The following is a 22,266-nucleotide window of genomic DNA, read 5'->3' on the forward strand; positions in this document are numbered from 1 at the left end:
GTCTTGCGGATGGCGCGCGAAGGCCGCAATCTGCGGTAACGAACGGGGAAATCGATCGATGCCGGACACTGCCCTTGCGGTTGGCGCCTTTCCGATTGGGGAAGATGGCCATACGCACGAAACTGCCTGCCTCAATTGCGCCACGCCGCTGGTCGGCAGCCACTGCCACGCCTGTGGCCAGGCGGCGCACGTGCACCGCACGCTGGGCGCTTTTTTCCACGATCTTCTCCACGGCGTTTTCCACTTCGAAGGGCGCATCTGGCACACGCTGCCGCTGCTGGCGTGGCAGCCGGGCGAACTCACCCGCCGCTATGCCGACGGGCAGCGCGTGCGCTTTGTTTCGCCTCTGGCGCTGTTCCTGTTCAGCGTGTTCCTGATGTTTGCCGTGTTCCACCAGGTCAGCGGGGAATGGCACTGGAATCCCGCTGTGGGCACCGATGGCAAGAGCCTGGCGCAGGGCAAGGCAGAGGCACAGCGCACCCTTTCCCGGCTGGAGGCGCAGCGGGCCGATCTGGTGCGCCAGCACCGCAGCACCGAAAGCATCGACGAACAGATCGATTCGCAAAAGACCGCGCTGGACTTGATCGCCAGCGTCAGCGGGCCGGACAGCACGGGCGCCGGCCCGCGCGTGACCAGCGATATCCCGCAGCTCGCCCACGTGATCGCTGCGTTCCGCGCCAATCCCGGCCTCGCGTTCTACAAGCTGCAATCCTATGCCTACAAATACAGCTGGGTGCTGATCCCGATCTCGGTGCCCATGCTGTGGCTGCTGTTTCCGTTCAGCCGGCGGTTCCAGCTGTACGACCACACCGTTTTCGTCACGTATTCGCTTTCGTTCATGACTCTGCTGCTGGTGGTGCTGATGCTGGCCGATTGGCTGGGGCTGCCGGGCGTTGCCGTGGTAGCGACCGTCGTGCCGCCGTTGCACATCTATCGCCAAGTGCGCGGCGCCTATGGGTGTGGCCGGTGGGGAGCGTTGTGGCGCACGGCGGCGCTGCTGGTCTTTGCGTTGCTCGCGCTGCTGCTGTTCGCGGCGGTGATTCTGGCGCAGACCGGCGCGGAATGATCCGCTTGTTCCACGTGGAACGCGCCATGCCGCTGCCGAGGTGATGATTGGTGTCGATCCTGTTTCTTGCCGATCTCGATACGGAAGAGCTGGGCCGCTGGGCCGATGCGCTGCGCGCCAGCCTGCCTGGCGAGGCGATACTCACCTGGACGGGCGACGCCGCCTCTGCCCCGGCAACGGAGGTCCTGGCCGGCGTGACGGTGGCCATCGTCGCCAATCCACCGCCCGGCCGCCTCGCGCGCCTGCCCGCGCTGCGCCTGGTGCAAAGCGCCTGGGCCGGGGTGGATGGGTTGCTCGCCGATCCTGCGCTGCCGCCCGTGCCCCTGGCGCGGCTGGTCGATCCGCAACTGGCGGCCGACATGGCCGAGGCGGTGCTTGGCCATGTCATGGCTTTGCACCGCCAGATGCCGGCCTATCGCGCGCAGCAGGCCCGTGGCGCCTGGCAGCCGCTGGCCCAGCCGCGCATGGCAGAGCGTCGCGTGGGCGTGCTGGGCATGGGTGAAATGGGCCGGGCAAGCGCTGCCTTGCTCGCCCGAACCGGGTTTGACGTCATCGGCTGGAGCCGCCGCCCGCGCGCCCCGTTGCCGGGCGTCGCCATGGCCAGCGGCGCGCAAGGGCTGGCGAACGTGCTGGGCGCGGCTCAGATTCTCGTCAACCTGCTGCCGCTGACGGCGCAAACGCATGGGCTGCTGGGGGCCGGGGCCTTTGCCCGCATGCCGCGCGGCGCCGGCCTGGTGAACGCGGGGCGGGGCGGCCACGTGGTGGTGCCCGATCTGCTCGCCGCGCTCGATGCCGGGCAGATCGGCCATGCCGTGCTCGATGTCTTCACCACCGAACCGCTGCCGGCCAGCGATCCGCTGTGGCGGCGGGATGACGTCACGATCACGCCGCATGTTGCGGCACCCACCGATCCGCATTCGGCGGCACGCGCCATTGCCGCCAATATCGCGCGATGGCGCGCCGGAGAGCCGCTGGTCGGGCTGGTGGATCGCAGCACGGGATACTGAACGGGTGGTTCAACAGCCCATCTCGTCATCCCGGAACAAGTCCGGATGACGGAAGAGCAGGCACAAAAAAGGCGGGAGAGGCATCCCTCTCCCGCCCCTTTCGTTTGTCACGCCATCAGGCTTCGTCGGCGTTGGGCTCGCTGGCTGCGTCGCTCGCCTTGCGCTTGCCGGCCTTCTTCTTGACCAGCTTGGGCGCGGCCGGGGTCAATTCAAAGCTCAGCGCATCGTCCTTCAGGCTGACATGCACTTCCCCGCCATTGGCCAGCTTGCCGAACAGCAGCTCCTCGGCCAGCGGCTTCTTGACCTTTTCCTGGATCAGGCGCGCCATCGGCCGCGCGCCATAGAGCCGGTCATAGCCGCGCGTGGCCAGCCAGGCGCGGGCATCGCCGTCGAACTGGATGTGCACGTTCTGCTCGGCCAGCTGGAGTTCCAGCTGCAGCACGAACTTGTCCACCACGCGGCTGACAACTTCGGGCGGCAGGTAGCCGAACGGCACGATGGCATCCAGGCGGTTGCGGAATTCCGGCGTGAACAGGTTCTTTACCGCTTCGTCGCCCGCGTCCTGCTTGGACACGTCGCCGAACCCTATGCCCTGCTTGGCCATGTCCGATGCGCCGGCATTGGTGGTCATGATCAGGACCACATTGCGGAAATCCACCGTCTTGCCGTGGTGATCGGTCAGGCGCCCGTTGTCCATCACCTGCAGCAGGATGTTGAACAGATCGGGGTGAGCCTTCTCGATTTCATCCAGCAGCAGCACGCAATGCGGTTGCTGGTCGATGGCATCGGTCAGCAGACCGCCCTGGTCGAACCCGACATAGCCCGGAGGGGCACCGATCAGGCGGCTGACCGAATGGCGCTCCATATATTCCGACATGTCGAAGCGCTGCAGCGGAATGCCCATGATCTGGGCGAGGCTGCGCGCCACTTCGGTCTTGCCCACGCCGGTCGGGCCGGAGAACAGGAACGAACCGATCGGCTTGTCCGGGTCGCGCAGGCCGGCGCGGCTCAGCTTCATGGCGCTCGACAGCACTTCGATCGCCTTGTCCTGGCCAAACACCAGGCGCTTCAAGTCACGCTCCAGATGCTCCAGCACCTTCTTGTCGTCGCTGCTCACCGACTTGGGCGGGATGCGCGCCATCGTCGCGATCACGGCCTCGATCTCGCGCGCGGTGATGGTCTTCTTGCGCTTGGACGGCGGCACCAGCATCTGCATCGCACCCACTTCGTCGATCACGTCGATCGCCTTGTCGGGCAGCTTGCGGTCGTTGATATAGCGCGCGGAAAGCTCCACCGCGGTCTTGATCGCCTCGGGCGTGTACTTGACCTTGTGATGCTCCTCGAACGCCGTGCGCAGGCCCTTGAGGATCTTGATCGTGTCTTCCACGGTGGGTTCGTTCACGTCGATCTTCTGGAACCGGCGCAGCAGGGCGCGGTCCTTTTCGAAGTGGTTGCGGAACTCCTTGTAGGTGGTCGAACCGATGCAGCGGATCGTCCCGCCCGAAAGCGCGGGCTTCAGGAGGTTCGATGCGTCCATCGCCCCGCCGCTGGTGGCGCCGGCGCCGATCACGGTGTGGATCTCGTCGATGAACAGGATCGCGTGCGGCATCTTTTCCAGTTCGGACACGACCTGCTTGAGGCGTTCCTCGAAATCGCCGCGATAGCGCGTGCCCGCGAGCAGGCTGCCCATGTCGAGCGAATAGATCACCGCCTTGGCCAGCACCTCGGGCACTTCGCCTTCCACGATCTTGCGCGCCAGGCCTTCGGCGATGGCGGTCTTGCCCACGCCCGGATCACCCACATAAAGCGGGTTGTTCTTGGAGCGGCGGCACAGAATCTGGATCGTGCGGTCCACTTCGGGGCCGCGGCCGATCAGCGGATCGACCTTGCCCGAAAGCGCCTTGTCGTTGAGGTTGACGCAGAACTGGTCGAGCGCGGAATCCTTCTTGTTGCCGCCCTTGGCCTCGGCCTTTTCTTCCTGCTTGGGGGTCTCTTCCTCGCTCGGCTTGGCCGTGCTGGAATTGACCTGGCGGCCGCCCTTGCCGATGCCGTGGCTGATATAGCTCACGGCATCCAAGCGGCTCATGTCCTGCTGCTGCAGGAAATAGACGGCATAGGAATCGCGCTCGGAAAACAGCGCAACCAGCACGTTGGCGCCGGTCACGGTGTCCTTGCCGGAAGACTGGACATGCAGGATCGCGCGCTGGATCACGCGCTGGAACCCGGCGGTGGGCTGGGGATCGGCCTTTTCCGCGGTCTTGAGGGATTGGTATTCCTGGTCGAGGTACTGGCGTACCACGTCGCCCAGATCGCCAAGATCCACGCCGCAGGCCTGCATCACCTGCGCCGCGTCTGCATCGTCGATCAGGGCAAGCAGGAGATGTTCGAGCGTCGCGTATTCATGACTGCGCTCCGAGGCATTGGCCAGGGCGCTGTGCAACGTCTTTTCGAGGCTCTGGGCGAAACTGGGCATAGGCTCGCTTTCTGGGGCTCACTCTTGGCCATGACGGAAGTATTCCGCCACGGGATGGTTCCCTTGCGGGAGAAAAGCACGGGGTTGGTTAACCGCCGCCGAACCAGGTTGGGCGGTCGCCACGGATGCTTCAATCGATGATTTGCGCAACCGCTTGCCAAAACCGGCAAACGGACGCGTTCCTGGGGGCTGAACAGCTATATGGGGATGCCGCCCCGCAAGGTGAAGGGCGGCGGCGCTCATCGTCCAGTTTCGCCGGAAGGGGGCGGGCCGGAAGGAGGCGGGCCAGAAGGAGCAAGGGCGGGACGGGAAGTACCGAACAGCGCCTCTGCCGCTGCGCGAGTGCGCCCCGCGGTTTCACGATGGCGCGCCGTCCGGGCGATCTCGGCTTCAAGCAGGGCGATGCGCGCGCTCAACTCGTCCACCGAAAGCGAATCGAGTGGTTCGGCGGCCAGTTGCCCGGCCAGGTCGCCCTTGCGGCGCGGAAGGTCATCTGCGTCCATCGCACTGCACAATGTTGGACGGCAAACGCTTGCTGTCAACCTGTCCCATGGCTAGAGCGACGCTCTTATAGGCAAATGACGTCAAAACATGGGGCAGCAGATGCTGGAACTTCCGGTGACGATGACGGCAGTGGGGTTTGACGGGCATGGCGGGCCGGAGGTGCTCCGCCCCGAAACGCTGCCCGTGCCGCGCCCGGGCCCGGGGCAGGTGCTGGTCAAGGTGGCCTATGCCGGCGTCAACCGCCCCGATGTGATCCAGCGCCAGGGTTCCTATCCGCCGCCCCCCGGCGCCTCGCCGATCCCCGGCCTCGAAATCGCCGGCCAGGTGGTGGCGCTCGGTGAAGGCGTGACCATCCCCTTGCTCGGCCAGAATGTCTGCGCGCTGGTTTCGGGCGGTGGCTATGCGCAATATTGCCTGGCAGAGGCCGGGCATTGCCTGCCCGTGCCCGAATCCCTGCCGCTTGATCAGGCTGCGGCCCTGCCCGAAACGCTGTTCACCGTGTGGCACAACGTGTTCGAACGCGGCTGGGCCTGCGAGGGCGAGACGATCCTGGTCCACGGTGGCACCAGCGGGATCGGCAGCATGGCGATCATGCTGGGCAAGCTGTTCGGGCTCACCGTGATCGTCACCTGCGGGGGCGCGGAAAAGTGCCAGGCCGCGCTGGCGATCGGCGCCACCCACGCGATCGACTACAAGGCCAGCGATTTTGTCGAAGAAGTCAAGGCAATCACCGGCGGCCAAGGCGTCAACCTGGTGCTCGACATGGTCGCTGGCGACTATGTGGCGCGCAACCTGCAATGCCTGGCGCCCGATGGCCGCCACGTGACCATCGCGGTGCAGGGCGGGGCCAAGGCGCAGATCAACATGGCGCAAGTCATGACCCGGCGCCTCACGCTCACCGGGTCCACCCTGCGGGCACAGTCCGTCACGTTCAAGGCGCTGCTTGCCGGAGAGATCCTGGAAACGGTCTGGCCGTTGGTGGGCGAGGGCAAGCTGCGCCCGATCATGGACCAGGCCTTTCCGCTCGATCAGGCCGCTGCTGCCCACGCGCGGATGGAAGCGGGCCACCACATCGGCAAGATCGTGCTGAAAATGCCCTGATTCGGGCGCAAATACGGTGCCTGCGCGGATTGCTCTTGCCGTTTGGGCCATGCTCGCTTACATCTTCCCAGGCAAGTGGCCGCTCCGTGAAGGGGCGGCCCTTATTGTTTCCGCGCCACTCACACAGCCAATCGCGCACGAAAAAAAGAGGACCATGCCGTGAGCAACCAGCCCACGTATCCGCTGATGCCGCATGCCACTGCTTCGTGGCTTGTCGACAATACGGCACTGACGTTCGAACAGATTGCCGAGTTCTGCGGGCTGCATATCCTTGAAGTGCAGGCCATGGCCGACGATCTGGCCGGCGCCAAGTATACGGGCCGCAACCCGCTGCATTCGGGCGAACTGAGCCAGAGCGAAATCGATCGCGGGCAAGAGCATCCCGAATACCGCCTCAAGATGCAGCGCGCACCGCTGGCCGTCAGCCGCACCAAGGGCCCGCGCTATACGCCGGTGTCCAAGCGCCAGGACAAGCCCGACGGCATCGCCTGGATCCTGCGCCACCACCCGGAAATTTCCGACGCGCAGATCGGCAAGCTGATCGGCACCACGCGCACCACCATCGCCGCGATTCGCGATCGCAGCCACTGGAACATCGCCAACATCAATCCCAAGGACCCGGTGACCCTGGGCCTGTGCTCGCAGCGCGAGCTGGACATGCTGGTAAGCAAGGCGTCCAAGCGCGCCGGCGTGCCGGCCGAGGACGAAGGCGCGGTGACCGATCGCCTGGGTTCGGATCGCGACGCCCTGATCGAGGAACTGCGCGCCCAGCGCGAGGCCCAGTCCAAGGCCGCTTCGGAAGCCGCCCAGCACGCCGAAGCCATGGCCTGGCTCGAAGCGCGCCGCGCCGAAGGCATCTCCGACAGCTAAGTCCCAAGCCCTTCTTCCCCCCCTCTCGCCTGCGGGAGGGGCCGGGGAAGGGCGCGTCGGGAAAAAGGGCCGGGCCAATACGCCCTCCCCAAGCCCCTCCCGCAAGCGGGAGGGGTTTTTCATGCCCAAAGCCCGCTCAGGCGGACTGGATATAGACCCGCATCGCGTCGGCTTCGGCCTCGATCCGGTCGATCCGGTATTTCACCAGGTCGCCGATCGAGATGAAGCCCACCATGCGCCCGTCTTCCAGCACGGGCAGGTGGCGGAACCGGCGCCGGGTCATCAAGGCCAGGGCCTCCATCACCGATGTCTCTGGCGTGACGGTCACCACCGGGGCCGTCATCACCGCGCTCACCGGCAGGCGCAGCGCATCTTCGCCATGCGCCGTCAGCGCGCGAATCACGTCGCGTTCGGAAAAGATCCCGGCGACGGCACTGTCGCCGTCGTGGACCGGCAGGGCACCGATTCTGTGCCGGCTGAGAATCTCGACGGCATCGGCCACCGTGTCTTGCGAATGGACAGACCAGACTTCGCCGGAACGTCCGGCCATCAACCGTGCAATGGTCATCGGTTGTCTCCTCTTCCCCTTGGGGCAGTTGGTCCCGCCTCCACCTGCGATCATGCCACGTTCCGGTTGCGCGGCAAGGGCCTTCCTGTAGGCATGGCTGCTTGGGAGAAATGACGATGGCCAACCGGTCTCCTCTGGATGACCCATACACCGCGGCGCATGCCTGGGCGCGCTATCGCTGGTTGATGCGCTGGATGGGCCTGGCCACGCTGGTGGTCATCGTGGCGGTCGATGCCTGGCTCTATGCGGGCCTGGGCCTTGTCTCGATCCACCTTTATATCGCCACTTCGCTGGGGGTGGGGATCACGATGATGCTGATGGCCGCGCTGATGGGCCTGGTGTTCCTGTCCAGCGGCACGGGCCACGATGAAAGCATCGAGGACCGGCTCGACAGCTCGCACTGGGACGACACCTGAAAATCACCTTGCCGCGCGGCGGCCCACGCGGCAACTGGACGCATTCTGTCCAGCCCGGAGTGCCCCGATGAACCGCCGCCAAGTGCTTGCTTCCACGGGAATCGCCGCGCCGCTGGCGCTCGGCGGCGCAAGGGCGGTGGCCGCCGGCCCCCGGTCCAGCCAGCCTGTGCCCAGCGGCCAGGGCGGCCGCACCGGCCCGCGCAACCTGATCACCGATGTGGCCGGTATCACCGTGGGCTGCGCGCACGATGCCGCCGTGCGCACCGGCACCACGGTGATCCTGGCCAACAAGCTCAGCACCGCCGCGATCGACGTGCGCGGCGGCGGCCCCGGCACGCGGGAAAGCGATGCCCTGGAAAGCCACAACCTGGTCCATGCCTGCAACGCCGTGGTGCTTTCGGGCGGATCGTCGTGGGGCCTGGCGGCGGCCGATGGCGTGGCGGCGCACCTGGGCGCGCGGGGCATCGGCTATGGCGGGCTGGCCAGCCAGGGCGTGCCGGTCTCGCCGATCGTGCCGGCCGCGATTCTCTATGACCTGGGCAATGGCGGCAACAAGCGCTGGGGCACCGAGCCGCCCTATCGCGACCTGGGCATTGCCGCGCTGGCGGCCGCCGGCTCTGATTTCGCGCTGGGCACCAGCGGCGCGGGCTATGGCGCCATGGCCGGGGCGCTCAAGGGCGGGCTGGGGTCTGCCTCCACGCGCACCCACGATGGCGTCACCGTGGGCGCGATCGTCGCGGTCAATGCGCTGGGGTCCACGCTGGTGCCCGGCACGCACCATTTCTGGGCGGGTGCCTTTGAAATGGGCGATGAATTCGGCGGCCTGGGCCCGATTGCGGCGCGCGTGGGGCCCGAACAATGGGGCGGCACCAAGCTGCCCGCCCCGCGCGAAAACACCACGATCGCCTGCGTCGCCACCGACCTCGATCTGACGGCAGACGAGATGAAGCGCGTGGCGATCATGGCCCAGGACGGCCTGGCGCGGGCGACTCGCCCTGTGCACACGCCGTTCGATGGCGATGTCGTGTTCGCGCTGTGCACCGGGCGGATCGCCGTGTCGGGCCCGCGCGACCTGGCCGTGCTGACTGTGGGGGCCGTGGCCGCCGATACCCTGGCCCGCGCCATTGCGCGCGGGGTGCATGCGGCCAGCGCGCCGGCCGGCTGGGCCGTGCCCACCTGGTCTGCCCTTGCGTCCACCCAGCCGCAAAAGTGAAGGCGATGGCGCGCGCGCTGCTCACCTTGGCGGTGCCGGTGGCGCTGGTCCTGCTGGCGGTGCTGGCCGTGCCGCATGGGCCGGGCGTATTCCTGGGCATCGGCGCGCGAATCTGGGCGCTGTTTGCCTGCGCGCCGCTGACCAGCGCCTGGCTGTGGTGGCGCCAACGGGGCGTGCTGCCATGATCGCGGCGTTCCTGGCCGTGATGGCCCTGTCGCTGGCCGTTGCGCTGTGGGCGCGGCGGGGGGCGGCCCATGCCGCCGGCCCGCGCGCGTTCTTCGTGGCCGGCGGGCAACTGGGTGCGATCCTGTTCTTTTTCCTCAGCGTGGGGGAAACCTATTCGATCGCCACGATGCTGGGGTTTCCCGGCGGGGTCTATGCCGGGGGCGAAGGCTTCGTGGTGTGGTTCTTCGGCTATATCCTGCTCGCCGCGCCGGTGCTGGCGGTGCTAGGCCCGTGGATCTGGCGGGCGGGCAACCTTTATGGCGCCGTCACCATTCCCGATTTCTTCGCCGCCCACTTCGGCAGCCGCCTGCTCGAACGCGTGATTGCGGTGGGGGCGATGGCGCTGCTGCTGCCGATCGGCACGATGCAGTTTGCCGGCATCCGCCTGGTGCTGGGCGCGCTGGCGCCGGCGGCACCCATGCCGCTGTTGCTGGCCGGCGCGGGCCTTGTCACTTTTGCCTATGTCGCGCTGGCCGGCTTGCGGGCGGCGGCGTTCGTGGCAGTGCTCAAAGATGCGCTGATGCTCGGCACGATCCTGCTGGTCGGCGCTTTGGCGCTGGTGCACTGGCCGGCGCTTCAGGGGCCGGCAGGGCCGGCGCCGCAAGTGGTCGTGGCCCCGCAAGTGCCGGTGGGCTTGCCCTTTGCGCTTAGCACCATTGCGGTTCAGGCGCTGGGCTTTGCTATGATCCCGCAGAACTGGGCGTTCCTGTTCGCCGCGCGTGGCCCCCAAGCCATCGTCCGCGCCCAAGCCGCCGCGCCGCTCTACATGGTGATGTTTCCGCTGCTCATGGCCGTGGCCGTGTTCGTGCGACAGATCGGGTTGCCGCTCGACAAGCCCGATTTCGTGTTCCTGGCCGCCGCGCAGCATCTCCTGCCCGGCTGGGCCATGGGCGTGGTCATGGCGGCGGTGGTGCTGGCCGGCCTCGTCATTCTTTCCAGCGTGTGCCTGGCCATCGCCCCGCTGATCACGCGCAATCTGGTGCCCGGCCTGGATGGCGCGGCGCAGCAGGGCTGGGCCAAGGCCATCACCGCACTGTTCATCGCGCTGTCTGCCGCCGGCGCGCTGGCCCAGGTGCCGCTGCTCGCCACGCTCAACACCGTGTTCTATTTCGGCATCGTCCAGACCCTGCCCGGCTTCCTGGCGGCGCTGTGGACCGGCCGCGCCGGCGCGCGCGGCGTCATCGCCGGCATCGCCGTTGCAGCGGTGTTCATCCTTGCTGCGCGCTTTACCGGCTGGAGCCTGGGCGGGATCAATCCCGGCCTGATCGGCCTTGTCCTCAACGCCCTGGTCCTCGCGCTCTGCACTTGGGCTTGGCCGCGCCGTGATGGGCAGAGCGTGCTCGCCTTGCTGCGATAGAACGCGCGGGGGCTTCGACAGGCGCAGCCCGAACGGATTTCAGAACAAGGGGCTGAGCCATTCCCCGTTCGCCCCGTGCTTGTCGAAGGGCGCCCGCGCAACGCCCTCGATCAGGAACCGGGTGGGTTGAGGCGGTATTCCGCCACCGGCACGCCGCCGATCACGTGTTCCTGGATAATCCGTTCCAGCACCGGCGGGGTGCAGGAATGATACCAGACCCCTTCGGGATAGACCACGGCCACCGGCCCTGCCGCACACACGCGCAGGCAGCCCACCTTGCTGCGCAGCACGCCTTGCCCGCCGCCCAGCTTGAGTTCGCCCAACCGCTTCTTGAGGAAAGACCAGGCTGCGTCGCTTTCCTTGTGCGAACAGCATTTGTCCTTGTCGGAATCGGCGCAGATGAAGATGTGCCGCTGCGTGGCAAAGCCGCCCAGCTTGGCCAGCGTGCCTTCTGCCTCGGCAATGTCTTTCGCGCGCGTCTTTTCGCCCATCAGCCGCGCTTGCCGGCAATGCGGGCGATTTCGGCGGCGACCATCTTTTCCACCATCACCGGCAGGTTGCGTTCCAGCCATTGCGCCAGCATCGGGCGCAGCATGTCGCGCACCATGCCTTCCAGCGAGGTTTCGCCCGACCGCACGATCTGCGGCTGGGCGCCGGGCTGGGCCAGCATGGCCAGCGCCGCCAGCGAATCGCGCATCGATGCGGCCGCTTCCTGCGGCACCAGCGCTTCCTCGTCGTCCTCGCCGGCCGGCGCTTCGGCTTCGGCCGCCGGCTTGCGATACTCGCCCATGATCTGCGCGGCCACGTCGGTCAGGTCCAGCACGTCGGCCGGGCTGGCGGCGCGATTCATCGCGATCGCGGGATTGGCGGCAGCGCGCGGGGCTGCGGTGCCTTCGCGCCCGGCCTGGGCCTGAAGCGCGGGGGCAATGGCGGCAGCCGCCGCCGCGGCAGACATCGGCGCACGCGGGGCCTGCGCGGCTGGTGCCTCGCCCCGCGTGTCACGGGCGATCACCTTCTTGATCGATTCGAGAATTTCCTCGACCGAAGGTTCACCGGCCTGGCGCATTCTAATCCCCCAAGTTCTGCAATACGTTGCCGCAAACCGCCCGGTCAGGGCAGCGGCTGATCCGGGATTGTCGCATCCTGGGCAGGGGTGTCAACCGTGGCGGTTGCGTGCGCCGTGGGCTGCGGATCGCTGTCCCAGTCCCAGATGCGGTTGTGCACGCGTTCATAGTTCGCCTGCGGATCATAGAGCGTGCCGCCGTCCAGCCCGAGATCCTTGGCCTGGGCCTTGCCCATCGCCGAAAGCAGGGCAAAGCCGGCCACGTATTCGTTGCGCTTTGCCGTCACCAGTTGCACCTGGGCGTTGAGCAATTCCTGCTCGGCGTCGAGGATGTTGAGGATCGTGCGGTTGCCCACGGTGTTTTCCGCGCGCACGCCTTCAAGGCTCAGCGCCGCGGCATCCACTGCCGTCTGGTTGAGCGCGATCACTTCCTTGGCCGCCAGCCAGGCTGACCAGGCCGATCGCACCGTGGCGATCACCGCGCGCTCGGTGCCGATTTCCTGCTCCATCGTCGCGCCTTGCGAGGCTTGGGCCTGGCGCACGCGGGCTGCCGGGGCGCCGCCCTGGAACAGCGGGATCGAGGCGGTCAGGCCCGCCACCATGTTGCGATAGGAATTGGGCACGCCGGGCAGATAACTGCTCAGGTAATTGGTGCTGTTGGTCGATGCACTGGCCGAAACGGTGGGCAGGCGGCTGGCGCCGGCCACTTTCACGTCATAGCCGGCTGCCTTGCTGGCCTCGCGCGCGGCGATCAGGTCGGGGTTGTTGTCCAGCGCATAGTCCACCGCGTCTTCCACGCTGGCGGGCATGCCCACCAGCGGCGGCGGCGCTTCCAGCGTGCCGGGCACATGGCCGATGACCCGCACATAGGTTTCGCGGCTGGCCACCAGGTTGGCTTCGGCCGAACGCAGGCTGGCCCGCGCCAGCGCCAGGCGCGAGCGCGACTGCGCCACGTCGGTGCGGGTCACGTCGCCGATTTCGAACCGGTCGCTGGTGGCCTGAAGGTTGACTTCCAGAACCTGCACGTTGTTCTTCTGCAGACCCACGATCGCGGCGTCGCGGATCACGTCCATGTACGACGTGACCGTGCTCGTGAACACGCTCGATTCGGTGCCGCGCAGGCTGGCGCGGCCCGCATCCACCCGTGTTTCGGCGGCGCGAATGCCGTATTTTACCGCCCCGCCGCGATAGAGCGGCAGGCCGGCAGTGGCGCCCAGGCCCACCACCCGGTCGGGATAGCTCGTGGAAAAGTAAGAGCCGCCCTTGTCGACATATTCGTTGTAGCTGACGCTGCCCGAAAGCGAGGGCAGGGCCGAGGCGCGGGCGATCGGCACGTTTTCGTCGGTGGCGCGCAAGTTGTCGCGCGCCGCCTGCAGATCCGGGTTGGTCTGATAGGCCGCCGTAAGCGCGCTGCGCAGATCATCCGCCAGGGCCGGGGCACCGTGCGTGGCGAGCATTGCCGCCAGGCAGGTTCCGGCCGCTGCCGCGCGCCACCGGCTCCGCTCGGTCATGGGTTTCAGAAGCTCCAGCCCTTGGGGGCGGCAAATTCGGGCAGCACGGCAAAGTCGGCATCGCCCAGCGCGGCCAGGACCACCTGGCCGGCGGTCTTGCGGCCCAGTGCCAGCCGCGTCACGCGGCGTTCGACCAGGCCGGTCACCAGGCGGCCATCGTCGGCCACGGCGGCTTCCAGTGCCGGCGTCGTCTGCTCGATCGCACCGTCGACCAGGACCAGCGCGAACTGGCCCAGCGCGGCCAGGTCGTCGGCCGGGCTTGCCACGGTGACCACCAGGCCCAGTTCGCGCAGCAGCGCGGCCAGATAGGTGCCGGGCTTGCCCACCACCAGCGCGCGTTCACCGGCAACGGGAACCGCGGCGATCAGCATCTGCCCGTGGGTGAGCGCGGGGGCCAGCACGGTGCCATCGCCGAGCGGCACGGCGCGGTCCATATAGGCCACGGGGCGGCGATCCGCCGGCACGAAATCCTCGCGCGGCACGGCGGCAAAGGCGGCCAGCACGGCCGGATCGTTCACGCCGCTCACGCGCAGCTGGCTTTCGATCATGGCCTTGCGCTCGCGCACCATTCCCGTCTCTGCTGCCTCAGCTACTGCCACGCTCATCGGTGTTCCTCATCAAGTTCCGGGTGCGTGGGCCAGCCTTCGCAAGCGCACACGCCATGGGTCGCCAGCGTCTCTAGAATATTGCCCGCCTTGCGCCAAGCGTCTTGCATGCTGTTGATCGGCGCGTAAGGGACATTGGCAGAATGCTGTAGCAGGAGCGAAATTGCGATGGCGGAAATGGTGACGATCCGGGAAGCGGATCTGGTCGAAAGCGTGGCCGATGCGCTGCAATACATCAGCTACTTCCACCCGATGGATTACATCCGCGCTTTGGGCGACGCTTACGAGGCCGAACAAGGCCCCGCCGCCAAGGACGCCATCGCCCAGATCCTGACCAACAGCCGCATGTGCGCCGAAGGCCACCGGCCGATCTGCCAGGACACCGGCATCGTCAACGTGTTCATCGAATGGGGCCAGGATTGCCGCCTGGAATCCGACAAGTCCCTGCAGGACGTGGTCGATGAAGGCGTGCGCCGCGCCTATCTCAATGCCGACAACAAGCTGCGCGCCTCGGTCCTGGCCGATCCGGCGTTCACCCGCCGCAACACGCGCGACAACACGCCCTGCGTGCTCCACGTCGAGATGGTCAAGGGCAACACGATCACGGTCGATGTCGCGGCCAAGGGCGGTGGCAGCGAGAACAAGTCCAAGTTCAAGATGATGAATCCCAGCGATTCGATCGTGGACTGGGTGCTGGAAATGCTGCCGCAGATGGGCGCCGGCTGGTGCCCGCCGGGCATGCTGGGCATCGGCATCGGCGGCACGGCCGAACACTGCGTGCTGCTGGCCAAGAAAGCGCTGATGGAGCCGATCGACATGGCCCAGCTCAAGCTGCGCGGGCCCCAGACCGATATCGAGCGCCTGCGCATCGAAATCTTCGACAAGGTCAACGCGCTGGGCATCGGCGCGCAGGGCCTGGGCGGGCTTTCCACCATCCTCGACGTCAAGATCATGGATGCGCCGTGCCACGCCGCGGGCAAGCCGGTGGCGATGATCCCCAACTGCGCCGCCACCCGCCACGCGCATTTCACCCTCGATGGCAGCGGTCCCAGCTATCTCGAACGGCCCAAGCTCGACGAATGGCCGCAGGTGCACTGGGCGCCCGACGCAGCGGCCAAGCGCGTCAACCTCGACACGCTGACGGCGCAAGACGTCCAAAGCTGGAAGCAGGGCGATCGCCTGTTGCTCAACGGCAAGATGCTCACCGGCCGCGACGCCGCGCACAAGCGCATCCAGGACATGCTGGCCAAAGGCGAGGAACTGCCGGTCGAATTCAAGGGCCGCGTGATCTATTACGTCGGCCCGGTCGATCCGGTGCGCGACGAAGTGGTCGGCCCGGCCGGCCCGACCACCGCCACGCGCATGGACAAGTTCATGGACATGATGCTGGACCAGGGCCTGCTTGCCTGCGTAGGCAAGGCCGAACGCGGCCCGGCGGCCACGCAGTCGATCGCCAACCACAAGTCGGCCTATCTCATGGCCGTGGGTGGCGCAGCCTACCTTGTCGCCCGCGCGATCAAGGAAGCCAAGGTCGTCGGTTTCGAAGATCTGGGCATGGAAGCGATCTATGAATTCACCGTGGAAGACATGCCGGTGACGGTCGCCGTCGATAGCGAAGGGCAGAACGTGCACCAGCTCGCCCCGCTGGTGTGGAAGAAGAAGATCGCCGACGAAGGCCTGCTGCCGGCTTGAGGTTAGCAGTCTTGTGCTAGGCTTCGCACCACCCCCAAACCCCCTCCTCTAAAGAGGATGGGGCTTTGAAATCAGTACCTTGACTCCCCCTCCTCTTCAGAGGAGGGGGCCGGGGGGTGGTGGAACCCTTCAGCAACGCCAGGTTCGACCAACCGCCCACCCATCTCGACCGCCGCACTGGCTTCCGGCCCGGGCCTCGCCTACCAAACGCCATGGCCTCTCACGCGCGGACCGATCCGACTTCGACATTGCAAGACACTCCGCCCGGCATCGGTCACGTCGGGGCGCGCCAGGTCGTGCTCTCGGCCACCGCGCTGTGGCTGTGCTATTTCGTGCTGGTGTCGATCCGCTGGGCGCTGGTTGGCCCGCCGGAAACCGACCTTTCGGTGTGGATCGAATTGCTCTGGCGCCGCGCGCTGGTGACCATTGCCGGGATTGCCGTCACCGTGCTGGTCTGGCCGGTGCTGCGCCGCTGGGATCATTGCCGGCTGGGCGCGCGCGTGGCCCTGGCGCTGGTGATCATGCTGCCGGCCGCCCTGCTGCTGGCGGTGATCAACCAGCAGGCTTTCGCCCCGCTCGAAGCGCGCTGGGACAAGGAAGCGCAGGCGCAAGCGGGGCAGGCGGACCAGACCGCCGTGCGCAACGACGTGGCCCAGCGCAACACCGGCGGCAACATGCTGATCGACGTGGCGCCGCCCATGCCTTCCACGCCCGCCATGCCGCCCGCGCCGCCAGAGCCGCCCGCCACCGGCCAGGTCCCCGCCGCGCCCGCAGAGCCGCGCGCCACCGGCCAGGTCCCCGCCGCGCCCGCAGAGCCGGCCGCACCGGCACCGCCGCATGCCAACGCCGATGGCGACAGGGTCAGCGTGCGCCATCATGCCGACGGCACGACCGAGATCACGGCGCCCGGCGTCCACATCGTCACCCGCGAAGCCGCCAATGCGGCCAACACCGCCAAGGAGATCAACCAGGACGAAGGTTGGCAGGAACTGACCGACATCGCGCTCGGCCGCTATTTCCTGTTGATCGCCTGGGCGGCGCTTTACCTGGCGCTGGGCAATGCCGAGCAGCGCCGCGCGGCCGAATGGCGCGAAGGCGAATATCGCCGCGCGGCCAAGGCGGCAGAGCTGCGCAGCTTGCGCTACCAGGTCAACCCGCACTTCCTGTTCAACACGCTCAATTCGCTCTCGGCGCTGGTCATGGTGGGCCGCGCCGAAGAGGCCGAGCGGATGATCCAGACCATTTCCAGCTTCTATCGCCACAGCCTGGCCGCCGATCCCACGGCCGATGTCACCCTGGCCGACGAGATCGCGCTGCAACGCCATTACCTGGCGATCGAGGGCGTGCGCTTTCCCGAACGGCTGCGCGTGGAATTCGATGTGCCCGATGATGTGGCACAGGCCTGCGTGCCGGGCATGATTCTCCAGCCACTGGTGGAAAACTCGATCAAATATGCCGTTTCGGCCACCACCCGCCCGGTCACCATCAGCATCCGCGCGCGCATGTCGGGCGGCCTGTTGGTGCTGACCGTGGCGGATGATGGCCCTGGTCTCGATGGGCATGGAGCCGAGCCGGCCGGTATTCCCGCCGGTGGCACCGGCATCGGCCTGGCCAACGTGCGCAGCCGCCTGGCCGCCCGCTTTGGCGCGCAGGCGCGGGTGGAAAGCGCGCCCCTGCCGGCCGGCGGCTATGCTACGGTGTTGACCTTGCCAATCATTTCCAATCTCTAGAGGCCTTGATGCGCACCCTGATCGTGGACGACGAACCCCTGGCCATCGAACGCATGCAGATCCTGTGCGCGCGCATCCCCGCGTTGCAGATCGTGGGCACGGCGGCCGATGGCGCGGCGGCGCTGCGGCTGGTGGAGGCGCTCAGCCCGCAGCTCGTGCTGCTCGACATGACGATGCCCGAACTGGATGGCCTGGGCGTGGCCCGCGCGCTGGGCCGGCAAAACCCCAAGCCGATGGTGATCTTCGTCACCGCGCATGATCATTTCGCGGTCGAGGCGTTCGATTGCGATGCGGTGGACTATGTGCTCAAGCCGGTGGCGCAGGATCGCCTCGAACGGGCGGTGGAGCGTGCCGTGGCCCGCCATGCCGCCGCTTCGTCCGATCTGGCGCCGGTTCCCGCGTCCGCGCCCGCGCTGGCCCCCTCGGCCAGCCCGTCGCAGTGGATCGAGGAATTCTGGGTGCCGCACCGCAGCGAACTGGTGCGCGTGGCCGCCGGCGATATCGACCGCATCGATGCCGAGCGCGACTATGTGCGCCTGCACGTGGGCCAGCGCAGCTACCTGATGCTGCACACCATCCAGCGGCTGGAAGACCGGCTGGACCCGGCGCGCTTCATCCGCCTGCACCGCTCCACCATCGTCCGCCGTGATCGCATCCAGGGCTTGCGCCACGATGGCCTGGGCGTGTGGTCGGCCGAACTGGCCGATGGCACGTTGCAGCGCATCGGCCGCACTTATCTGGCCAAGGCCAAGGCGATGGCGGGGCGCTGATACGCAGCGCCCCGCATTGCTCAGGCCAGGCCGGTCAGCGCCTTGAGATCGGCTTCGGGCCGCGCACCATAGTGCGAGATCACCTCGGCCGCGCAGATCGCGCCCAGGGTCAGGCTTTCGCTGAGCGACAGGCCGCGCACGTGGCCGTGAAGGAAACCGGCAGCAAACAAGTCGCCCGCACCGGTCGTGTCTACCACCTTGGCGATCGGCTGGGCCGGGACATGGGCTTCATCGGTGCCATGGCGGGCATGGGCGCCCAGTTCGCCACGCGTGACCACCAGGGTGGGGACGTTGGAAAGCGCGGCCATGCCATCATGGAAATCGGCCTTGCCGGTCAGGGCGGCGAGTTCGTGTTCGTTGGCGAACAGGATGTCGATCATCCCGTCGGCGATCAGCGCGCGGAAATCGTCACCGTGACGCGAAATCACGAATGCGTCCGACAGGGTGAAGGCCACTTGCGTGCCGGCGGCGCGGGCGGCGGCAATCGCCTTGCGCATCGCGGCGCGCGGCTCTTCCGGGTCCCACAGATAGCCTTCGAGATAGAGCACGCGGGCGGCCGCGATCAGCGTTTCGTCGAGCGCTGCGGCGGGCAGGAACTGCGAGGCACCCAAGAACGTGTTCATCGTGCGCTGGCCATCGGGCGTCACGAAGATCAGGCACTGCGCCGTCGGCGGATCGCCGGCCCGCGCGACGGTGTCGAAGGCGATCTTGCCGGCGCGAATGTCGTGGGCAAAGACGCGGCCGAACTGGTCGTCGGCCACCTGGCCGATGAACGCGCACGATGCGCCAAGCGCGGCCAGGCCGGCCAGCGTGTTGGCGGCCGATCCGCCCGAGATTTCGCGGGCAGGGCCCATCGCGGCATAGAGCGCGGCGGCGCGGTCTGCATCCACCAGCGTCATGCCCCCCTTGGCCAGGCCCAGCCGGGCGATCTCGTCGTCGGTGGCGGGGGCCATAACGTCGACAATGGCATTGCCGATGGCGATGACGTCAAAACGGTGGTCGGCAGCAGTTTCGGCCATGGTCTCTTTCGCAACGAAATGGGGAAGCAGTCACCCTGCCGCCTACCCGCAGCATCGGCCGGCCGCAAGGCCGCTTGCGGCCGCTTGCATCGCCACGCCGGGCACGCCATCAACGCAGCCATGCTGCGCTCTGCCCCGATGCTCGCCCCTGCCCGATCCGGTTTCGGCGTTTCCCGCCCGTCCCGATGCGAAGGAGGCTGGCGTGGCCTGGCTCTTGCCGCCTTTGGTGCAGCGCTGGTGGCGGGCTGCAGTGGCGCCGTGCCCAGCGGCCCCAAGGCGCCTTCGCGGCTGCCACCACCCAAGCGGCCACCGGCCCATCTGCCCGCACCCCAGCCGCGCCCGGCGCCTACGATCCAGGTCGCGCCTGGCCTGCAAGGCGTGATTGGCACTGACGGCGATGCGCTCGTGCGGCAGTTCGGCCCGCCGCGGCTGGACATCAAGGAAGAAGATGCACGCAAGCTGCAATGGAGCGGCGCGACCTGCATTCTCGATGTCTACCTCTATCCGCCGCAAGGCGGGGGTCGCCCCACCGCGACGTATGTCGATGCGCGGCGCGGCGACGGGCGAGAGGTGGACCGGGCCGCCTGCATCGCTGCGCTCAAGCGGCCCTAGCTTGGCGGGCCGGTGCCGCCGGGGAGGACGGCACCGGTCAACGGCTTAGATCTGCCACCAGCGACGGCGGGCGACGGCCACGGTGCCGGTGGGATTGCCATCGACATCGGTAACCGTTTCCACGCGGGTCACGGGCGTTCCTGCCACCGTGGTTTCCGAAAGCGCTTCGGCCCGGCCTTCCGCGCGCGCGGCGCGCATTTCGGCGTCGCGTGCCACGCTTTCGCGATCGCGGCGGGCGCGCAGGCCGTCATAGCTCCACGCCACCTGGCGATGGGCAAACAGCGCCAGCAGGCCCCCGGCAATCGCCAGGTTCTTCAGCGCTTCGACCACCTGGGTGTGATCGAGCAGGTTGTGGTGGAAGAACAGGATGGTGAGCAGCGTGAAGCCGGCGAGCAGCACTGCAAAAAGCCGCGTGGCCACGCCAAACGCGAGCGCCAGGCCACCGACCAGTTCGAACAGGCCGGCCGGCAGCGCCAGATCGGGCGACAGGCCAACGCCGGCCAGGGCAACCTGGGCGCTGCTCAGGTCAAACAGCTTTCCCAAGCCAGAGATGATGAAAAGAAGCGATAGCAGGATGCGCCCTGCCAGGGCCGCGATCGTGTTCATGGGCGTACCTTTCCAAACCGTTGTCCGCCCCCGTCCTCAGACGAGGAATATGCGGCAACAATGGTGGCAAGGCCGGTTAGGTTCCGTGTTGCCCGGAATGGCCGCCTCAAAGACGCGGCAGGGTCACCCCCCGCTGGCCCATGTATTTGCCGGCGCGATCGGCATAGCTGACCTCGCACGGTTCGTTCCCTTGCAGGAACAGGAACTGGCACGCGCCCTCGTTGGCATAGATGCGCGCGGGCAGCGGCGTGGTGTTGGAAAATTCCAGCGTGACGTGGCCTTCCCAGCCCGGTTCGAGCGGCGTGACGTTCACGATGATGCCGCAGCGGGCATAGGTGGATTTGCCCAGGCAGATCACCAGCACGTCGCGCGGCACGCGGAAATATTCCACCGTGCGGGCCAGGGCGAACGAGTTGGGCGGGATCACGCACACGTCGGTCTGCCGATCGACGAACGAATTGCTCGCGAAATCCTTGGGATCGACGATCGCCGAATCCACGTTGGTGAAAATCTTGAACTCGTCGGCCACGCGCGCGTCATAGCCATAGGACGAGAGGCCATAGCTGATGCAGCCATCGCGGCGCTGGTTTTCCACGAAGGGCTCGATCATGCCTTCGGTGAGTGCCTTGTTGCGAATCCACTTGTCGGAAAGAATGGACAAGGCCGGTCCTTTGCGTGTGCAGCTGGGAAAGATCAGCCCAGGTATGCTGGGCCGAACGCGCGCGGTAGCAGGAATGACAGCCGTTCTTCAACCACCACGCCATCACCCCCGGCGCTCAGCACCAGCGGATCGGTGCCACCCAGTGCTGCCTGTTCGTGCAGCACCTGGCGGCAGCGGCCGCACGGCGTGATCGGATCGCCGTCCACCCCTTCGGGCCCGCCGGCCACCGCCACGGCAATCAGCCCGCCGCGCTGGCCGGCATGGGCCGCGTTGGCACAAGCCACGGTTTCGGCGCATAGCGAAAGGCCATAGCTGGCGTTTTCCACGTTGCACCCGGTCACCACGCTACCATCGCCGAACAGCAGCGCCGCGCCCACGGTGAACCGCGAATAGGGGGCGTAGGCGGTGTCGCGCGCGGCGCGCGCCTTGGCGATCAGCGCGGCGCGGGTGGCTTCATCAGGCATCGTCTTCACATCCATCAAGGTTGCACCACCACCCAGCGCAGCGGGCCGGGCGCGGCCTTGCCGTGGTAGCGATCGGTGGCGGTCCACATCACGAAGGGGCGGCCGGCATAGCCGGGCTCGATATAGTCCTGCCGCACCCAGATGTTGCGGTCGATCACCGCCGCCAGGTGATAGCGGCTTTCGATCCCGCGCGAGAGCATCAGGATGGCCGGCTTGCCGCTGTGCATTTCCACCTGGTTGAGGAAAGTGGTCAGCTCGCTTTGCAGTGCCGCCTCGGTTGGCGGGGTGGGGCAAGAGCGCGAATCGATATCGAGCGCCACCGCCGGCGGCAACAGGGCATCGTCGCGCGGCACCATCGTCACGAAATTGGCGGCCTGGGCATCGCCTGGCGCGCACAGGTCATAGACATGCACCGCGCCCACCTGCAGCCCGGCGGCGCGTGCCTGGTCCAGGCTGTCGGTAAAGGCTTCGTCGCGGCGCTGCGGGCCCTCGCTGGCCGTCAAATAGGCAAAATCGGCGCCATCGCCCTTGAGCAGGCGCCAGTCGAGCGGGGCATCGTGGACATCGGCCCAGGCGCCCTGGACCGCAAAGCGCTGGCGATCGGGCCGCCACACCCGCGATTGCCACCACAGCAGGCCCGCGCCGATCAGCGCCGCCAGCAGCAATGCCGCCAGCGCGCGCCGCCACGCCGTATTCCTGCGCTTTGCCATGAAAGAGATTCGCCCCAAGCCTT

Annotated in this window: 24 protein-coding genes; 12 read left to right on the top strand and 12 right to left on the bottom strand. The window is 67.4% G+C overall.

The window, feature by feature from the left end; genetic code table 11:
- The first annotated feature begins 58 nt into the window (after positions 1-58).
- Both R9J51_RS03705 and R9J51_RS03710 read left to right on the top strand, forming a co-directional pair.
- A complete protein-coding gene (locus tag R9J51_RS03705; RefSeq protein WP_179505902.1) occupies positions 59-1,066 on the top strand; it encodes a DUF3667 domain-containing protein in 1,008 nt (335 codons plus the stop codon).
- Between the two features lie 50 nt (positions 1,067-1,116).
- On the top strand, positions 1,117-2,073 hold the full coding sequence (locus tag R9J51_RS03710) for a 2-hydroxyacid dehydrogenase (RefSeq protein ID WP_179505903.1): 957 nt from the start codon (positions 1,117-1,119) through the stop codon (positions 2,071-2,073).
- A 115-nt stretch (positions 2,074-2,188) separates the two neighbouring features.
- On the opposite strand, the gene clpA is transcribed toward R9J51_RS03710, so the two are convergent.
- Both clpA and R9J51_RS03720 read right to left on the bottom strand, forming a co-directional pair.
- Positions 2,189-4,546 (bottom strand): ATP-dependent Clp protease ATP-binding subunit ClpA, encoded by a 2,358-nt coding sequence (gene clpA / locus R9J51_RS03715; protein WP_168555766.1) that lies wholly within the window; start codon positions 4,544-4,546, stop codon positions 2,189-2,191.
- A 239-nt stretch (positions 4,547-4,785) separates the two neighbouring features.
- Positions 4,786-5,049 (bottom strand): DUF1192 family protein, encoded by a 264-nt coding sequence (locus R9J51_RS03720; RefSeq protein WP_168555767.1) that lies wholly within the window; start codon positions 5,047-5,049, stop codon positions 4,786-4,788.
- Positions 5,050-5,149: 100 nt separating this feature from the next.
- Between R9J51_RS03720 and R9J51_RS03725 the strand changes: the two genes are divergently transcribed.
- Positions 5,150-6,151, top strand: coding sequence for an NAD(P)H-quinone oxidoreductase (locus R9J51_RS03725; protein ID WP_179505904.1), 1,002 nt, complete (start codon positions 5,150-5,152; stop codon positions 6,149-6,151).
- Positions 6,152-6,310: 159 nt separating this feature from the next.
- The gene (locus R9J51_RS03730; protein WP_168555769.1) at positions 6,311-7,021 is read left to right on the top strand and encodes a cell cycle transcriptional regulator TrcR; all 711 of its coding nucleotides are present in this window, start codon (positions 6,311-6,313) and stop codon (positions 7,019-7,021) included.
- A gap of 136 nt (positions 7,022-7,157) precedes the next feature.
- Here the strand turns inward: R9J51_RS03730 and R9J51_RS03735 are convergent, their stop codons facing one another.
- Positions 7,158-7,589, bottom strand: coding sequence for a CBS domain-containing protein (locus R9J51_RS03735; protein ID WP_168555770.1), 432 nt, complete (start codon positions 7,587-7,589; stop codon positions 7,158-7,160).
- A gap of 116 nt (positions 7,590-7,705) precedes the next feature.
- Here R9J51_RS03735 and R9J51_RS03740 point away from each other — a divergent pair, with 116 nt between their 5' ends.
- The 4 genes from R9J51_RS03740 to R9J51_RS03755 all read left to right on the top strand — a co-directional run bounded on the left by R9J51_RS03740 (position 7,706) and on the right by R9J51_RS03755 (position 10,800).
- Complete coding sequence (locus R9J51_RS03740; protein ID WP_168555771.1) at positions 7,706-8,005, top strand: hypothetical protein; 300 nt, start codon at positions 7,706-7,708, stop codon at positions 8,003-8,005.
- Positions 8,006-8,072: 67 nt separating this feature from the next.
- Positions 8,073-9,218, top strand: coding sequence for a P1 family peptidase (locus tag R9J51_RS03745; protein WP_179505905.1), 1,146 nt, complete (start codon positions 8,073-8,075; stop codon positions 9,216-9,218).
- A 5-nt stretch (positions 9,219-9,223) separates the two neighbouring features.
- Positions 9,224-9,403: a hypothetical protein gene (locus tag R9J51_RS03750; protein ID WP_168555773.1), complete on the top strand. Its 180-nt coding sequence runs from the start codon at positions 9,224-9,226 to the stop codon at positions 9,401-9,403.
- Entirely contained in the window at positions 9,400-10,800 is a 1,401-nt protein-coding gene (locus R9J51_RS03755) for a sodium:solute symporter family transporter (protein WP_179505906.1), read from the top strand. Before R9J51_RS03750 ends, R9J51_RS03755 begins: the two co-directional genes overlap by 4 nt.
- 110 nt (positions 10,801-10,910) lie before the next feature.
- On the opposite strand, the gene R9J51_RS03760 is transcribed toward R9J51_RS03755, so the two are convergent.
- The 4 genes from R9J51_RS03760 to R9J51_RS03775 are packed head-to-tail and all read right to left on the bottom strand — an operon-like array spanning position 10,911 to position 13,979.
- On the bottom strand, positions 10,911-11,291 hold the full coding sequence (locus R9J51_RS03760) for a (2Fe-2S) ferredoxin domain-containing protein (RefSeq protein ID WP_168555775.1): 381 nt from the start codon (positions 11,289-11,291) through the stop codon (positions 10,911-10,913).
- Positions 11,291-11,866 carry a DUF2497 domain-containing protein gene (locus R9J51_RS03765; protein WP_179505907.1) on the bottom strand — a complete coding sequence of 192 codons (576 nt, stop codon included), beginning with the start codon at positions 11,864-11,866 and terminating at the stop codon, positions 11,291-11,293. The genes R9J51_RS03760 and R9J51_RS03765 overlap by 1 nt, the downstream gene beginning before the upstream one ends.
- Before the next feature lie 44 nt (positions 11,867-11,910).
- Entirely contained in the window at positions 11,911-13,374 is a 1,464-nt protein-coding gene (locus R9J51_RS03770) for a TolC family outer membrane protein (RefSeq protein WP_168555777.1), read from the bottom strand.
- Positions 13,375-13,379: 5 nt separating this feature from the next.
- Positions 13,380-13,979, bottom strand: coding sequence for a protein-L-isoaspartate O-methyltransferase family protein (locus R9J51_RS03775; RefSeq protein ID WP_246866060.1), 600 nt, complete (start codon positions 13,977-13,979; stop codon positions 13,380-13,382).
- Between the two features lie 168 nt (positions 13,980-14,147).
- Between R9J51_RS03775 and R9J51_RS03780 the strand changes: the two genes are divergently transcribed.
- The 3 genes from R9J51_RS03780 to R9J51_RS03790 all read left to right on the top strand — a co-directional run bounded on the left by R9J51_RS03780 (position 14,148) and on the right by R9J51_RS03790 (position 18,171).
- Entirely contained in the window at positions 14,148-15,671 is a 1,524-nt protein-coding gene (locus tag R9J51_RS03780) for a fumarate hydratase (protein WP_179505908.1), read from the top strand.
- Positions 15,672-15,919: 248 nt separating this feature from the next.
- Positions 15,920-17,401 (top strand): sensor histidine kinase, encoded by a 1,482-nt coding sequence (locus R9J51_RS03785; protein ID WP_432787819.1) that lies wholly within the window; start codon positions 15,920-15,922, stop codon positions 17,399-17,401.
- 8 nt (positions 17,402-17,409) lie between these two features.
- Positions 17,410-18,171: a LytR/AlgR family response regulator transcription factor gene (locus R9J51_RS03790; protein WP_179505910.1), complete on the top strand. Its 762-nt coding sequence runs from the start codon at positions 17,410-17,412 to the stop codon at positions 18,169-18,171.
- A gap of 20 nt (positions 18,172-18,191) precedes the next feature.
- Here R9J51_RS03790 and R9J51_RS03795 read toward each other — a convergent pair whose 3' ends face one another.
- On the bottom strand, positions 18,192-19,190 hold the full coding sequence (locus tag R9J51_RS03795) for an adenosine kinase (protein ID WP_179505911.1): 999 nt from the start codon (positions 19,188-19,190) through the stop codon (positions 18,192-18,194).
- Positions 19,191-19,310: 120 nt separating this feature from the next.
- Between R9J51_RS03795 and R9J51_RS03800 the strand changes: the two genes are divergently transcribed.
- On the top strand, positions 19,311-19,802 hold the full coding sequence (locus R9J51_RS03800; RefSeq protein WP_432787821.1) for a hypothetical protein: 492 nt from the start codon (positions 19,311-19,313) through the stop codon (positions 19,800-19,802).
- Positions 19,803-19,847: 45 nt separating this feature from the next.
- On the opposite strand, the gene R9J51_RS03805 is transcribed toward R9J51_RS03800, so the two are convergent.
- The 4 genes from R9J51_RS03805 to R9J51_RS03820 all read right to left on the bottom strand — a co-directional run bounded on the left by R9J51_RS03805 (position 19,848) and on the right by R9J51_RS03820 (position 22,243).
- On the bottom strand, positions 19,848-20,408 hold the full coding sequence (locus tag R9J51_RS03805) for a DoxX family protein (RefSeq protein ID WP_169475663.1): 561 nt from the start codon (positions 20,406-20,408) through the stop codon (positions 19,848-19,850).
- A 106-nt stretch (positions 20,409-20,514) separates the two neighbouring features.
- On the bottom strand, positions 20,515-21,069 hold the full coding sequence (dcd, locus tag R9J51_RS03810; protein ID WP_168555783.1) for a dCTP deaminase: 555 nt from the start codon (positions 21,067-21,069) through the stop codon (positions 20,515-20,517).
- Positions 21,070-21,101: 32 nt separating this feature from the next.
- Positions 21,102-21,533, bottom strand: a complete 432-nt coding sequence (locus R9J51_RS03815; RefSeq protein ID WP_179505912.1) for a cytidine deaminase — start codon at positions 21,531-21,533, stop codon at positions 21,102-21,104.
- 14 nt (positions 21,534-21,547) lie between these two features.
- Positions 21,548-22,243 carry a glycoside hydrolase family 25 protein gene (locus tag R9J51_RS03820; RefSeq protein ID WP_168555785.1) on the bottom strand — a complete coding sequence of 232 codons (696 nt, stop codon included), beginning with the start codon at positions 22,241-22,243 and terminating at the stop codon, positions 21,548-21,550.
- Positions 22,244-22,266: the final 23 nt, after the last annotated feature.

Source organism: Novosphingobium rhizosphaerae, from assembly GCF_050920675.1.
Lineage (GTDB): Bacteria > Pseudomonadota > Alphaproteobacteria > Sphingomonadales > Sphingomonadaceae > Novosphingobium > Novosphingobium rhizosphaerae.

Excerpts from the sequence above, each read along its gene's own strand:
- R9J51_RS03765 (WP_179505907.1), bottom strand. The coding sequence starts at position 11,866 with ATGCGCCAGGCCGGTGAACCTTCGGTCGAGGAAATTCTCGAATCGATC.
- R9J51_RS03815 (WP_179505912.1), bottom strand. The coding sequence starts at position 21,533 with ATGCCTGATGAAGCCACCCGCGCCGCGCTGATCGCCAAGGCGCGCGCC.
- R9J51_RS03780 (WP_179505908.1), top strand. The coding sequence starts at position 14,148 with ATGGCGGAAATGGTGACGATCCGGGAAGCGGATCTGGTCGAAAGCGTG.
- R9J51_RS03740 (WP_168555771.1), top strand. The coding sequence starts at position 7,706 with ATGGCCAACCGGTCTCCTCTGGATGACCCATACACCGCGGCGCATGCC.
- R9J51_RS03790 (WP_179505910.1), top strand. The coding sequence starts at position 17,410 with ATGCGCACCCTGATCGTGGACGACGAACCCCTGGCCATCGAACGCATG.
- R9J51_RS03770 (WP_168555777.1), bottom strand. The coding sequence starts at position 13,374 with ATGACCGAGCGGAGCCGGTGGCGCGCGGCAGCGGCCGGAACCTGCCTG.
- R9J51_RS03760 (WP_168555775.1), bottom strand. The coding sequence starts at position 11,291 with ATGGGCGAAAAGACGCGCGCGAAAGACATTGCCGAGGCAGAAGGCACG.
- R9J51_RS03705 (WP_179505902.1), top strand. The coding sequence starts at position 59 with ATGCCGGACACTGCCCTTGCGGTTGGCGCCTTTCCGATTGGGGAAGAT.
- R9J51_RS03725 (WP_179505904.1), top strand. The coding sequence starts at position 5,150 with ATGCTGGAACTTCCGGTGACGATGACGGCAGTGGGGTTTGACGGGCAT.
- R9J51_RS03820 (WP_168555785.1), bottom strand. The coding sequence starts at position 22,243 with ATGGCAAAGCGCAGGAATACGGCGTGGCGGCGCGCGCTGGCGGCATTG.
- R9J51_RS03800 (WP_432787821.1), top strand. The coding sequence starts at position 19,311 with ATGCTGCGCTCTGCCCCGATGCTCGCCCCTGCCCGATCCGGTTTCGGC.
- R9J51_RS03750 (WP_168555773.1), top strand. The coding sequence starts at position 9,224 with ATGGCGCGCGCGCTGCTCACCTTGGCGGTGCCGGTGGCGCTGGTCCTG.
- R9J51_RS03720 (WP_168555767.1), bottom strand. The coding sequence starts at position 5,049 with ATGGACGCAGATGACCTTCCGCGCCGCAAGGGCGACCTGGCCGGGCAA.
- clpA (WP_168555766.1), bottom strand. The coding sequence starts at position 4,546 with ATGCCCAGTTTCGCCCAGAGCCTCGAAAAGACGTTGCACAGCGCCCTG.
- R9J51_RS03795 (WP_179505911.1), bottom strand. The coding sequence starts at position 19,190 with ATGGCCGAAACTGCTGCCGACCACCGTTTTGACGTCATCGCCATCGGC.
- R9J51_RS03775 (WP_246866060.1), bottom strand. The coding sequence starts at position 13,979 with ATGAGCGTGGCAGTAGCTGAGGCAGCAGAGACGGGAATGGTGCGCGAG.
- R9J51_RS03735 (WP_168555770.1), bottom strand. The coding sequence starts at position 7,589 with ATGACCATTGCACGGTTGATGGCCGGACGTTCCGGCGAAGTCTGGTCT.
- R9J51_RS03755 (WP_179505906.1), top strand. The coding sequence starts at position 9,400 with ATGATCGCGGCGTTCCTGGCCGTGATGGCCCTGTCGCTGGCCGTTGCG.
- R9J51_RS03745 (WP_179505905.1), top strand. The coding sequence starts at position 8,073 with ATGAACCGCCGCCAAGTGCTTGCTTCCACGGGAATCGCCGCGCCGCTG.
- R9J51_RS03805 (WP_169475663.1), bottom strand. The coding sequence starts at position 20,408 with ATGAACACGATCGCGGCCCTGGCAGGGCGCATCCTGCTATCGCTTCTT.